13 protein-coding genes are annotated in these 13,292 nt (G+C 38.6%); 4 read left to right on the forward strand and 9 right to left on the reverse strand.

Annotation, left to right across the window (positions count from 1 at the left end):
* Positions 1-159 precede the first annotated feature (159 nt).
* From PSH54_RS16370 to PSH54_RS16380, 3 genes are all read right to left on the reverse strand, one after another.
* Positions 160-1,776: a TIGR04141 family sporadically distributed protein gene (locus tag PSH54_RS16370; protein WP_273606615.1), complete on the reverse strand. Its 1,617-nt coding sequence runs from the start codon at positions 1,774-1,776 to the stop codon at positions 160-162.
* A gap of 156 nt (positions 1,777-1,932) precedes the next feature.
* Positions 1,933-2,871: a hypothetical protein gene (locus PSH54_RS16375; protein ID WP_273606616.1), complete on the reverse strand. Its 939-nt coding sequence runs from the start codon at positions 2,869-2,871 to the stop codon at positions 1,933-1,935.
* Between the two features lie 285 nt (positions 2,872-3,156).
* Positions 3,157-3,765: a cold shock domain-containing protein gene (locus PSH54_RS16380; RefSeq protein ID WP_273606617.1), complete on the reverse strand. Its 609-nt coding sequence runs from the start codon at positions 3,763-3,765 to the stop codon at positions 3,157-3,159.
* A 416-nt stretch (positions 3,766-4,181) separates the two neighbouring features.
* On the opposite strand from PSH54_RS16380, the gene PSH54_RS16385 reads away from it, so the two are divergent.
* On the forward strand, positions 4,182-4,793 hold the full coding sequence (locus PSH54_RS16385; protein ID WP_273606618.1) for a trimeric intracellular cation channel family protein: 612 nt from the start codon (positions 4,182-4,184) through the stop codon (positions 4,791-4,793).
* A gap of 70 nt (positions 4,794-4,863) precedes the next feature.
* Here PSH54_RS16385 and PSH54_RS16390 read toward each other — a convergent pair whose 3' ends face one another.
* Both PSH54_RS16390 and PSH54_RS16395 read right to left on the reverse strand, forming a co-directional pair.
* Positions 4,864-5,373 (reverse strand): DUF421 domain-containing protein, encoded by a 510-nt coding sequence (locus tag PSH54_RS16390; RefSeq protein ID WP_096041721.1) that lies wholly within the window; start codon positions 5,371-5,373, stop codon positions 4,864-4,866.
* Between the two features lie 107 nt (positions 5,374-5,480).
* Positions 5,481-5,921 (reverse strand): GNAT family N-acetyltransferase, encoded by a 441-nt coding sequence (locus PSH54_RS16395; protein ID WP_273606619.1) that lies wholly within the window; start codon positions 5,919-5,921, stop codon positions 5,481-5,483.
* A 243-nt stretch (positions 5,922-6,164) separates the two neighbouring features.
* On the opposite strand from PSH54_RS16395, the gene PSH54_RS16400 reads away from it, so the two are divergent.
* Positions 6,165-6,794: a response regulator transcription factor gene (locus PSH54_RS16400; protein ID WP_273606620.1), complete on the forward strand. Its 630-nt coding sequence runs from the start codon at positions 6,165-6,167 to the stop codon at positions 6,792-6,794.
* A complete protein-coding gene (locus tag PSH54_RS16405) occupies positions 6,781-8,370 on the forward strand; it encodes an MASE1 domain-containing protein (protein ID WP_273606621.1) in 1,590 nt (529 codons plus the stop codon). Before PSH54_RS16400 ends, PSH54_RS16405 begins: the two co-directional genes overlap by 14 nt.
* Before the next feature lies 1 nt (position 8,371).
* On the opposite strand, the gene PSH54_RS16410 is transcribed toward PSH54_RS16405, so the two are convergent.
* Entirely contained in the window at positions 8,372-8,905 is a 534-nt protein-coding gene (locus PSH54_RS16410) for a hypothetical protein (protein ID WP_273606622.1), read from the reverse strand.
* Between the two features lie 262 nt (positions 8,906-9,167).
* Between PSH54_RS16410 and gloA the strand changes: the two genes are divergently transcribed.
* Positions 9,168-9,695: a lactoylglutathione lyase gene (gene gloA / locus PSH54_RS16415; RefSeq protein WP_024033580.1), complete on the forward strand. Its 528-nt coding sequence runs from the start codon at positions 9,168-9,170 to the stop codon at positions 9,693-9,695.
* Positions 9,696-9,777: 82 nt separating this feature from the next.
* Here gloA and htpX read toward each other — a convergent pair whose 3' ends face one another.
* The 3 genes from htpX to bioD form a co-directional block, all read right to left on the reverse strand.
* Positions 9,778-10,641 (reverse strand): protease HtpX, encoded by an 864-nt coding sequence (gene htpX / locus PSH54_RS16420; protein ID WP_273606623.1) that lies wholly within the window; start codon positions 10,639-10,641, stop codon positions 9,778-9,780.
* A 229-nt stretch (positions 10,642-10,870) separates the two neighbouring features.
* Complete coding sequence (locus tag PSH54_RS16425; RefSeq protein ID WP_273606624.1) at positions 10,871-12,442, reverse strand: FAD-dependent oxidoreductase; 1,572 nt, start codon at positions 12,440-12,442, stop codon at positions 10,871-10,873.
* Between the two features lie 145 nt (positions 12,443-12,587).
* Positions 12,588-13,271, reverse strand: coding sequence for a dethiobiotin synthase (gene bioD / locus PSH54_RS16430; RefSeq protein ID WP_273606625.1), 684 nt, complete (start codon positions 13,269-13,271; stop codon positions 12,588-12,590).
* Positions 13,272-13,292 lie beyond the last annotated feature (21 nt).

Consider the following 13,292-nt stretch of genomic DNA (forward strand, 5'->3'; position numbering starts at 1 on the left):
ATCCATTACTCTAGTTCCTTCTAAAATTTTATTACACTATAAATACGTAATTTGCAAAGTCAATTAATTCGTCTTTGACTTAAAGAATTATGATGACACCCATTCAATTCATTTAGACATACACCCATCTTAATTTCAAAATTTAAGATGGGTGTCTTGTTAATTTTTCTTTGGCTTACATTTTTTAGTCTTTAACCAGTTGGGGTCAATATCTATTTTAGATAGAGAAATATTGTAATTTAATGCCCTTAAAGTTTTTAAAGAATTCTTTAATGTAACCTTTGAAAAAAATGGGAGCTCCTCAGGTATATCCTTGGTCGTAGCAATTGCATAAACCACCCTATAATTACTTGGGTCAGGCCTTGGTTTTGGATCAGCCAATTTGATTGATGTCGGCAATTTCGGGTTCAGCTTCTCTCTGTAGTCAGAGTCTTTTATAAACGCTTCTGCAGCCACAAATCCTTGAGAGAATAGGTGGCTTAGTGTGCTTGAGCTTCTATATAACTTTACATGAACAAATTCATTTCCACCCTTTATCAAATCACAGTGCTCTAATTTGTCATAAGAGCCGCCAATCTGGATATTCTTTTTATCCATCAAGCAAAAAACGCTATTTGTTTTAGCAACCAGCTCGTTATAGTCACCCTCATCATCATGAGCATATATGGGAAATGAGAATGGATGAATATCAATATCGCAGAGGTAGTCATCAACTGCTGACACAAAATCACAGTTTACTTTGTACCATACACCATTTCTTAGAATGTAATGATAGTTACCAAATTTAATTTCAGCATACAAACAGCGGTAGACCGGCCAACTTTTTACAGGCTGATACTCACTGTTATTTACGTGAACAACATTGCTTTTCATTAACTCAACTGTAGGAGTAACACCACTAAGGTGTGCTATATAGTCATCGAAAGATAAAACTACATGACGAAGGGTTTTCTGGTACATATCAAATGAATAACCGATTTGACCTTCCCAGTCTACTATTTCCGGCTCCCCTAACCAGAAATTAGAAACATTGTTACTGCTCAAGTATTGATCTAGTTCCAAATCTAGTATTTCAATCTCGTCATAGTCCCTAACCCTATTGATGTTTTCTACCCAGCTAAATTTATCTGGAAGATTAGAATGATATTGTTTGATCGCCTTTGCAAGAATTACGGGTATATCTGAAAGGTTGGTCTCCACTGCTATTGTCAGGGCATCCCTACCAGTTACATGACTACCGAACTCTTTTATTAATGAGGTGCCTGTTACTGCGTAAAGCATCTCCATCTCCGAATCTAAATGGAGATTAAATATATCTACATCCCGAGTGCTTTGAGTTCTTGAATTCAATGGGTTGTGATCATAACTGGCTTTATCCAAACTTCTCAGCTTGTCAGGGTCTACGGAGTTGAGCGTTACCTTTAGACCGAAATCACGCTCGATAGACTCTTGTTTTAACAGGTGAAAACCAGTGCCAAAAGACAGTACAAATGTAGCCGCTGATACTCTTACTACAAATACAGCCCCTACATTTGAAGATGTGCCAAATTCAGAAGCATCAACCTGACTATCTTTAGTAAACAATTTAGTCCAAGGAGGAGCATTTTTAGGTGGCTGCTTTTTTATGTAAAGACGGGCTGATTCTGCCTCAGGCAGGTCCATTTCAATAGGTTGCTTAGCATTTTCTAACTTTATAACATCAGAATCTGGCTTTCTGCCATCTCTCGCCAAATAGATAGATAACTTTTCTTTTCTGATTTTATTTACTCTTGCCATAAATCCTTTCTCGGCTCAGCGCTTAAAAACTAACACCCACATATACGACGGAGCATGTTGAACGCTTTTTACATCACTTTTTTAAGCAAAAAATCGGACAATATGCGACGTCAGATTTTATGCGCTTGTTATATGTAATTATCACCAAAATATAAATTATCTATATTTATTCATGTTAATACCTTCATAGCTAACTCTATCTATAGTCACAACTAGCATTTTCTTACCCCTAAACATTGATAAAAACTTATCCCAAATCCGTTGGAAAATATAAACAAGCGGTGCTGGGAATGAGTATAAAACTCCCTCATTTATTCCTTTAGATTTATGTCTAGACTCGATTTTCCCCGCAATTGAGGGTGGCATTTTTCGGTTTTGACAAGTTTTTGTTATTTCAAAAGTTATAGTTTCCCATGCGGAGTCATGATCCACTTCTTTGCCTGCATCGTTATTAGCTAATTCTACAATAATATCCGAGAAGCTCTTGTTACATAGCTCTGTATATTTAGCTTTGCCAAAGAACCATGATTTACTTTGATTAGAAAAACCAGCGTAGAAAGAAAAAGGCACATCATCTAATTTTACTGAGAGTCCTCTAGCTAAAGGTTGAGAACTACGAGAGCTTTCATACAGATCAAAAGTTGGCCAGCTTTCAAGTAGTTTTAATTCTTTAGTCGTTGAGTTAACGCATTTTCTATTTACATAGCCAATAGGTACCTTTGGCTTTTCTACTGAAGCTAATTTGGCTTGAACAACTAATGCTCTATGGCAGTATGAGTTACCATCTATGGGATAAGCATTTGTATGGCGATATTGAATAAACAAATCACCTATCTCGGTTTTATTTATAATCTTATGACCATTCAAATCTTTTTGTGGGGTGACAAACGAAGCAAGTGGAATTTTGTCGATCCATTGTAAATCTACGTATATTTTGTCAAATGCTCTAGTAGAATTACAAAGGTTTAGCTTATCACTTAGCTCTGACGCTATTGCATCACTGACTGTCTCATCAAATAGCTTATACAAGGATGAGAGTTCACCGTATTTTTTACTTCCGTACAAAGCTTTAACTGCTTTATCGATTAAACTCATAGAATATACTTACTCCATTTTAGTCTTAACACATAACAGCTTATTGAAACTCATTTTGCAGAGTTCTACACTCCAAAACGGCTTATATTACTTTCTTCGATAATTACACCAAGCAACTCACTTATAATCAGACAATAACAATTGCTATTCAGTAGCCCTTGTTATTTAATCCCATAACGCCTTTTAATAATGTTATGGGACAAATTACGCATAACTGTATTTATATACAGCACACAGTAAAACCTGTCTTAAATTTAACTTTTTACTACTCATCGATTTCTAAAATTACCACTCATTTTGGAACCTTGTATCCCTCTCACATGGGTCCCCATCTCTATCGCCATCCATTTTTGTATTTGGGCAGTTATTTATAAAAAATACCGCCTCTGCACGTGAAGTCATTTGGCTACAGTGCTGCCTGCCATCACAGGTAAAGTTTTGTGAGTTTTGAGGAATAACGATTTTTGGATATTTTTCATCAAAAGTGGCTAAATCGGCGTTGGTAATAACAGGTGTTTGGCTATTAAATTGCTCGTTACTTTGATAATGGTTGTATTTATTTACAGCGATAAAGCCAAGTACGGCGATAATGCTAATTGACGCGACTTTGCCTAAAAAGCTGTCGGTAAAATTGGATTTAGCAACACGGTGATGGTTTGATTTTTTAGGTGTTACTTTAAGCGCAGCTACGCCTTCTATCCGGCAATTAACGGCTTTGGTTTTACCATCGGGCTGTGTAGCGACTTTAAAATAAATGGTGTCGCCCACTTTTGGCTTGCGGCTCATATGTTTGAGCACTGAAATGTGTATAAAGGTGTCGTGCGCTAGGGTGTCTGATTTAATAAAACCAAAGCCCTTTTCGTCATTCCACGCTTTTAACAATCCTTTGTTCATGTATTTACCTGTGCTGATTAAGCTGCGATTACGCAAATTCCATTTATGTTAAGAGTCGTTAGTATACGTTCCTAAATTGCTACCACGCAACCAAATATTCATATTAGGTTAATTTAAACACGCCAACTAGTTTGCAAAATACTTAACCGTATAGGGAAAATACCGAGCTTTGAGGTTTAAAATACAGCAATAAAATAGCCTGTTTTATTTTATAAATTACGGCCATTTGTCCTTTATTCTACTACTGCTAACTTTTGCAAAGCGATTAGCTTAACAGCTTGTTTACACAAGGTTTTGTTATTAGTTATTTCTATCTGAATTAAGCGTTTTTAGTGTGATTTTTCATTCGTTATTTACTTAATTTATCTATACAATCCACACCTTATTTTTACGTGCAATTTTCAAGTGATTATCTCATGCTACTAACCGTTGTTTATATTATTGGTATTACCGCAGAAGCCATGACCGGCGCACTTAGCGCTGGGCGAATGAAAATGGATTGGTTTGGCGTTGTACTGGTTGCCAGTGCAACAGCAATTGGTGGTGGCAGTGTGCGAGATATTTTACTTGGCAATTACCCACTTACCTGGGTTCAGCACCCTGAATACCTTTTAATTACGGGCATTGTTACTACGTGGCTTGCTAAGTGGGTGGTTAAATTTAAAGGTATTTTTATGCGCTTAGATGCGCTAGGGCTTGCCGCGTTTAGTATTATTGGCTGCCAAGTGGGGCTAAATATGGGCTTGCACTATGGTATTTGTGTAGTGGCTGCGGTTGTAACCGGTGTTTTTGGTGGCTTACTGCGCGATTTGATATGTCGCCAAGCGCCTTTAGTATTACATAACGAGCTATACGCGAGTGTATCGTTACTGGTTGCCTGCTTATTCTTGGCACTGCACCATTACAATATTGATGACAACATCAGCATTATTGTAAGCCTTGTTACAGGCTACTTAATACGTATGGCGTCAATTCGCTTTAAGTGGCGTTTACCTACCTTTAGTTTGTTAGAGCAGCACGCTAAATAAATTAGGCTTTAATACAATTTAAGGCAGGTATTAAACCTGTCTTAATTAATATAAGTACTAGCGCCTTACTTTATTGCTCGCTAACATCACTTAACGCGGTTTTTAACCCACTGTTATTTTGTTTAAGTACGCTAAAACTGCCGTCAGTTTCGAGCACTACAGCGGCTACATCTTCTATGGCTAATATACCCGCACCACGAATTGCAGCACGAATTTCTGATTTAGTTACCCGCTGCGATTTAAGTGCCGCCGTGCAGTATTCACCATTACTCAGCAATAGCGTAGGCTCTGCTTTTATAAGCGAAGCAAATTTAGATGAGCGCACACTTAGCCACGTAATAAAATATTGCAGCCCTATTAACACAACAAACGCGAGCATGCCCTCTAGCAGCGCAACGCTTTTTGTAATAATAACCGAGGCTAAAATAGAGCCCAGCGCAATAGTGACAATAAAATCAAACACGTTCCATTTAGAAAGTGTACGCTTACCCGATATACGCAGCCAAAACACCAGCGCTACATAACCCAGCACGCCAATAATAAGTACGCGTATTAAGCCCTGCATATCATCAAAAAACATAGTTACTCCTTTATATGCGTTATTTACTTACTGTAAGTAGTTCCTGCAATAGTTAATTAAACCCTACATTGCACATAGTTAAATAACGATGAATAAAGCGCCCTATTTTATTTTGCTAACTGTTTTACAAACTTAATTTTACTTTGCATCGTACTTTGTTTATCGACATAGCCACCTATGTGATAGCCGTTTGTGATTAACATAGTGAGCATATGAGGAAACCGGTTCATCGATTTTACATGTATATGCGTGTAGCCTTGCTCAGCGGCCCATTGCTCCTGATGAATAAGTAGCTTTTTAGCTATACCAAGCCTACGGTATTTAAAATGTACGCCGCCAAGCCAGCTATAAAATTGTGTAGCTGATTGCTCATAGCCAATTTTAAAACCGACCAATGTATCTTCAAGGTAGGCCACTAATATAAGTGCTTTTTTATTATTTAAACGTTTGTGTACTGTTTGATTATCAATAGTGGTTAATAGTTCAGGGACATGTTTACTCACTGCGGTTACATCGTCAATTGTGCCTGTTTTGATAGTAAAATCCATAAAAGTTCCTTGTTTTAAAACATGAGTTCTAGCCGAACGCATGCTGCCCTTTACTTAGGGTATAAATTTTGGCTACTTAGCTCTTATATTTAATTTATAATGTCTGCGTTTAAATATACAAATACTGAGCGTTATTGCCCTTTTATTTTTGCAGTGTCATATTTACTAGGTAGTTAAATTTAATAAATATTTTGGCTGAAGGTTAAGTATTTCAATGTATAATAAATCTAAAGGGAGAAATACATGCACATTGGAATAATTGAAGATCATCAATTAGTACGCGACAGTTTTAAAAAACTATTAGAACTACATGCAGACTGGGAAGTAATAATAGAAGCATGCAATGTTGACCAAGCAATACTAGCCGTTGCACTTGAGCAACCCGATATATTTATTGTAGATATATCACTTAATGAATCTCAAACTGGCCTTACATTTTTAACCTACCTTAACGAAAATTTCCCTGAAATAAAAACAATTGTTGCCTCCATGCACGATTACGAACCTTATGTGAGTAATGCACTACGCCTAGGCGCCCTTGGTTATGTGTCTAAGCGCTCTGCGTCGGAAGAGCTAATTGATGCAGTTAAATCGGTTGCGCTGGGTAAACGCTATATAAGTGAAGACGTAAATTTTGCACTAAATACACAAAGCTCAGTTTTAACTATGTTAACTAACCGAGAGCTTGAAGCTTTACCACTGTTAGCAAAAGGGTTAAATGCGAAACAAATAGCGCAACACTTAGAAATAATGCCTAAAACAGCGCACGTGCATAAGGCAAATATTTACAGCAAGCTTAATGTAACCACTTCGTTTGAACTGTTAAAAATAGCCATTGATGCTGGAGTAATAAAGCTAGATGAACTTACCTAGTACACTACCCGCTTTTAACTTTTCTGCTATTGCATGTATTAAAGAAATTACAAAGCACCTTTTACTAGGTGGAATATATTTTGTTGCCTGCATTGCTGCTTTTTGGGTTGGCACTAATTTAGAAACTGTGCCAGAGAGTAGTGCTATATTTATTCCTGCGGGAATAAAAATTGCTTTTTATTTGCTTTCGCCAACACGCTATTGGGTCACTTTGTGGTTATCGTCTCGTGCTTTGGCAGCGCACTTTGGGTATTTAGGTTCTGGTGTTTGGGAGTTTAATTTACTGCATGGCTTTTGGCAGGAGCTTTGTTTTTATGCGCTTGTTTATGTGTTTAAACACAGTCGTTGGCCGCCAAGCATTAATAATAGCTTAGGTATACTTTCGTTAATTTTGTTATGTGTAGCAAGCACTTCAATAAAGTGGTTTTTGTTCTCAAGCGCATTCGAATTTACAAACATTCAGCTTGCTAAAGAGCTATTGCAGTATCAATTAAATATGTGCCTAGGCGATATAACAGGCTCGTTGCTCATTGCGCCGTTTATTATGCTGGTTCACTCTTTAAAGCTACCATTAAATCGCCCTGCATTACTTAAAGTGACTAATTTAACCTTAACATTAGCCATAGTAATATTTGTGCTGATATTTGCATACTTACTACGCCCCGACACCTACCCGTTACTTCGCCTTGCATCTTTATTGCCTATTATTTGGTTTTCGTATCGGTTTGGTATTGTAGGCGCAATTACTAGCGCAACGCTTATTAACGCTTTAATAATTGTTGAAGCAATCATTACTGATAAAGCGAGTAATACTTATATTAGCCAACTATTTATTTTAGCCAATGCCATTACCAGCATGGTGCTAGGCGCGGCTATTACTGAGCTAAAACGTAAAAATGTAGAGTTAAAAAAAATTAACCGCGCACTCACTAAGCAGCTTGATCAAAACTCGCGCCTTGCAGCTAAAATGGTTACCGTTCAAGAAAATGAACGTAAACACCTTTCACAAGAGTTACACGATGAACTTGGCCAAAACTTAACAGCTTTAAAAACAGATTTAGCTATTTTGTCTCATATTAGTAATGAAAAAACACAAACCTTTGTTACAACATTAAAAAATAATGCAAATGCCATGTACGACTCTGTTTATCAGTTAATGCATTATTTACGCCCACGAGAACTTGATGAGCTAGGGCTTAAAAAAGCAATGGTTCAGGGACGCTTAAAAAGCTTACTTAATCAGGCTAATATAAGTTACGAAGTAAGTTTTACACTAGAGCAAGCGCTTTCTAAAGAGCATGAAATTGCGGTTTATAGAATTTGCCAAGAAGCAGTAACCAATTGTATTAAACATAGTAATGCAAACTTACTAACTATAAACATTAAATCTAGCGAGCATTTTAGTGAGTTGGAAATTAGAGATAACGGCGATAGTGTAAAGTTAACCGACAACACCGGACACTATGGCTTAGCTTTTATGCAAGAGCGCTCTATGGCATTAGGGGGAAGTTTTGAAATTATTAATGATGGCGGTTTTACTATTAAAGTAAAACTGCCAATAAAAACAGTTGGTTAATTTAGCAAATAGATACTTGCTTGGTATAAAATTTTTGCCTTGGTTGGTCACAGTATGCATCGTCGGTGTTGACTTGTATTTCAACTTGGTTGCCCACCAGCTGAAGTAATAATCCGGTTGCTATGTTGTTATTGCCTAATGTTGATTTTATCAACACCTTTTTGCCAATCGCTTCTTGTAGCCTAGGTTTTGGTAAATTAAGGTTGGTTATTGGCCTTAACCCTTCAGCTTCTGCAAATAAATTTATGCAGTGATATTTTGCTGCAATAATTCTTTGTTCGTTAATTTTTGCTATATCAACATTATTTAAAAAGTGAATAATTGCCTGGTTAGCATGGGTAAACTCACTCAATACATCGTCAAGCTCGCGCCCTAAAGCCCACTTTCTGGTAACTTGGTACTGCCGTGATGCTTTGCGGGTAAGTATAACTGTTGCGCCGGTCATTTTGCTAAACCATTGTATACAGTAACTTGTTTCACTTTGGATATTAAGCAATACACTCATGTTGCCAAATTCAGTTATATTTTCATCCATACAAATCATACTTGATACCCTCCGTCCTTGTTTAGGTATAGTTTATGAGTATTTAGATAATTAAAAATCATCCATATTCCTAACTCATCTAGGAAAATGGCTTAGAAAATAATGTGGTATATTTATTAACTTCTGCTTTATAGACTTAATCCGTTATAAATAGTGATGTATGCGAGTGAGTTTTTATTTAGCTGAGAGTTGATTATGTTGGTTTAAGCATTATATCTAAGTTTTCGCTTCTTAATTTATACAAAGGATTACCATGTCTAGCTATAACGAATCGCCAGAGCAAATTGAACAGGCCACTAAAGGCTATGTGATGCAGCAAACTATGTTGCGTATTAAAGATCCCAAACCGTCGCTCGAATTTTATCAAAATGTATTAGGTATGAAGCTGTTAGGTAAGTATGACTTTCCTGAAATGAAGTTTACGCTGTACTTTTTAGGCTACGAGCCAGAGCAGCCGCAAGGTGATGATAAAACCAAAGCTAAATGGGTATTTGGTCGCCCTGCACTAATCGAGCTTACCCATAACTGGGGTACAGAAGACGACGACAGCTTTGAGGGCTACCACAGCGGTAACCAAGAGCCTAAAGGCTTTGGCCATATTGGCATTAGCGTGCCCGATGTATACGCCGCGAGTGAGCGCTTTGCAAAGTACGATGTAGAGTTTGTTAAAAAGCCAGATGATGGTTCAATGAAGGGCTTAGCATTTATAAAAGACCCTGACGGCTACTGGATTGAAATACTCTCACCTGAGGGAATTACCGATATTATTTTTGGTAAATAACTTTAACGTTTGATAAACCGGTTACCACATACTAAAAAGCCAGCTAATTAGCTGGCTTTTGTGTTTTTAAATAAGGGTTAGCTTATTTACGCAGGGCGTCTATTCGCGCATCAAGCGGTGGGTGAGATGAAAACAGTTCAGCCATCCCTTTACCACTTGCTATACCAAAGGCCATCATTGAGCCTTGTAATTGCGATGGGTGATTTTGCTTTAATCGCTCAAGAGCTGAGCGCATTTTGTCTGCACCTACCAATTTAGCTGCGCCGCTGTCGGCTGCAAATTCACGCTTACGGCTGTAACTTGCTACCACTATGCTTGCAAGCACACCAAATACAACTTGGAATAACATATCGAATAAAAAGTAAGACCAGCTACTACCGCCCTCTTCTTCATCGCCATTTAAAAAGTTATCAACTATGCCTGCCAGTACTTTTGCGGCAAATATTACAAAGGTATTTACCACGCCTTGTATTAGCGTAAGCGTTACCATGTCGCCATTAGCAATGTGCGATACTTCGTGGGCAAGTACGGCCTCGGCTTGGTCTTGATTCATGTTATGTAATAAACCTGTGCTTACCGCCACCAGCGAGTTATTTTTACTTGGGCCGGTTGCAAAGGCGTTCATTTCTTGGCTGTCGTAAATTGCTACTTCAGGCATTTTTATACCTGCTTTTTGAGCTTGTGCTGATACAGTTTGTACAAGCCAGTGCTCGGTTTCGTTGCGCGGTTGAGTAATTACCTGTGCGCCTGTTGATTTTTTAGCAATCCACTTAGACATAAATAACGAAATAAACGAGCCACCAAAGCCAAATACAGAGGCTATAAGTAATATTCCGCCAAGGCTACGATGGCTTAAACCCAGCGCGCTCATTATTATTGAAAGCACTACACCTAATACCAACATAACCGCTAGGTTAGTTAATAAAAACAAAAATATACGTTTCATATTGTCCTCACAAAAATAGGTTTGATCACCGAACATAAAATTAAATTAGGTTAAAGCAATCATTACGCTATGACACACTATGTCATCACGTTGAGGCTATTCTGTGACAAACTATGTCATAACGCAAGGGTTATTTGCAGGTTTATTAATAAATTTTTTGAGGAGTTTAAAAAGGGAGTAAAGTGTGGCGTAACGTAGTTATTAAACCTCGTTACGCCAATAAAAACAATTAGTTGCTGGTTATGCCGCTACTTGTAATGCAATTATTAATTGTTGCCATATCTGTAGGAAAGCCGCGCTCTTTTGCGAGTAATTGTGCAACCTTGGTTATATCTGCATGGTTGTGTTGTTGAAGATACGTCCACTGGTGATGAGTACGATGCTCCTTTATGTGCGCATCGTCGCTTATTAGGCCGCGTTTAGTAAATTCAGCCACTATTTCATCAGCAGCGATTAAGGTAGATGACGCTTTTACGTTTTCGGCACGTGCGTAGCTAATATGCGAATATAAGCTAACATCAGCGACGCGTAACGTGTCGTCTTCTCCTGGGATTTGCTGGCCACCAAACAAGGCATTGTTTTGTGTGTTGGCGTTTTTAAATGCCGGAACAAACTCGGCTACATAATCAATGGCTTTTTGACTACGTGCTTTTAGTACCTGCTGATCCCACCCATTGTTTATGTAATTTAAATATTTAGCTGGCAATTGCGGCTGTGCACTTTGCTCGTTGGTATCGGCTAGGCCATCGTTAAACAAGGTAATTGAGTTGGTCATACCATGAATTTGATAATAGCCATTAGGATAAGGCGTTAGTTGTGCCATGCCCTCTGGCGTGCCACGGTTACCATAAATAATAATTTCAGGAATTTGCCCGCCAGCGCCTTGCCAATGCGTAATGTAAGAGGCTTTAAATTCGACCATACGTTTGGCCTCTACGCCTACCATGTCATCTACAATACCGGTTTGAAAGCCACAGGCATTAATTAGGTAGTCTACCTCTAGTGTTTGCGTAGAGTCGCTTTGGTTGTTTTGGTATTCAATTTTCCAGGTTGGCGATTGGTTATTGGCACTGGTTTGCTCAACTTGGCTAACTTGCTTTACCTCTGTGCTGGTAAGTACATTAGCGTGTTCGTACTGGGCAAGCGCAAGTTGGGCGCTGGCCGATAACCTAAAAATATTCCACCCGTATTCTTGAGCAACAATTAGCGGGTATTTTACTTTGTTTAAGTTTAGGTGCTTAGCAACGGGGATCATCCACTCATCTAGCGTTTTAGGCTCTGCAACCTGCTCTTTTTTACTCAGCGCTATCATTTGTTCATGGTTATACAGCTGGTAGTAATTGTCGGGCTCGCCAAGAACTTTGTTGTTAGGGTCTTGCTCAACTAACTCTTTATACGCGTTGGTGATTTTATTTAATCTTGGTAGTAAATCATCGGGTGAGTCGTCATCGCGCGTTGGCACTGCAAACACGGTTGGGCGTACATCTATGGTATAGGGGTATAAGCGTAAAATATCGATACATTGCTTGAGTAAATCTATGCAGTCTTCGTCTGGTATTTCACGGTATAAATTACCTCCGGCGTGTAAATGGCACATAGGTGGGCCATCTATAAGTGACTTTTTTTTCTCAAAAATAGTGGTATGAATCCCTAGCGCTGCTAATCGAATAGCTATTGTTGCCCCTGCTGTGCCGCCACCTAAAATGCCCACACGGGTTTTAGGCTGAGCACTTGGCTTTACCTCGGGTTCACCCGTTACCTGTGTGTTTTGAGCGAAGCGTTTGATGTATGGGTGCGTCATGTAGCGGTTTATTTCCTTAGTAACAATAGCTTTAACTTGTAATATGTGTACTAAAGGGGGTAATTTCAAGGCGTAAATACAATTAATAAGCTCATGTATTTTATATAAAAACTGCTTCGCATTTAAAAGCGCAAAGCAGCCACAATTAGCTCTGTATATTGAGGGTATTAAGTAAGGTTTTGTATATTTGTAGTTTAGGGGTTTGCTCGCTGTATGGGCTTATAGCCAAAATAGGAAATGGTAAGCGTGCTTTTAACGAATCAAGGTTAGCTTGGTATTCGTCCATATTTGGGTCTACTTGGTTGGCAATCCAGCCCACACAATTAATGCCTAAACTTTGCATATGGGCAGCGGTAAGTAAAGCATGGTTTAAACAGCCTAGTTTCATGCCTACTACTAAAATTACGGGTAGTTGCTCGGCCTTAACCCAGTCGTATAAATAATCGGTGTTATTAATTGGCAGTGCCCAGCCACCAGCGCCTTCGGTTAGGTGGTAATCGGCACCTTGTTGTTTAAGTGTTGAGTACGCTGTGCTTAGTTTTTCGAGCGTAATATTAACCCCTACTTGCTCTGCGGCTATGTGCGGCGCAATAGGCGGCGCAAAGGCAAAGGGGTTAATTACATCATATTTGGCACTTACCGTGGCGCTTTCCATTAGCATTAGTGCATCGGCGTTTACTAGCTGATCAAACGCCATTTCGCAGCCTGCGGCAAGTGGCTTAAAGCCAATTGCGTTTTTTTTATGTTGGGCAAGTAGCTTTAATAGCAAACTAGTCACGTGGGTTTTTCCGGCGTCAGTATCGGTACCGGTAATAAAAAATTCTTTCATTTTACTGCCTTGATTAATTTT

Source organism: Pseudoalteromonas sp. Angola-30 (assembly GCF_028599215.1).
In the GTDB taxonomy this organism is placed as follows: domain Bacteria; phylum Pseudomonadota; class Gammaproteobacteria; order Enterobacterales; family Alteromonadaceae; genus Pseudoalteromonas; species Pseudoalteromonas atlantica.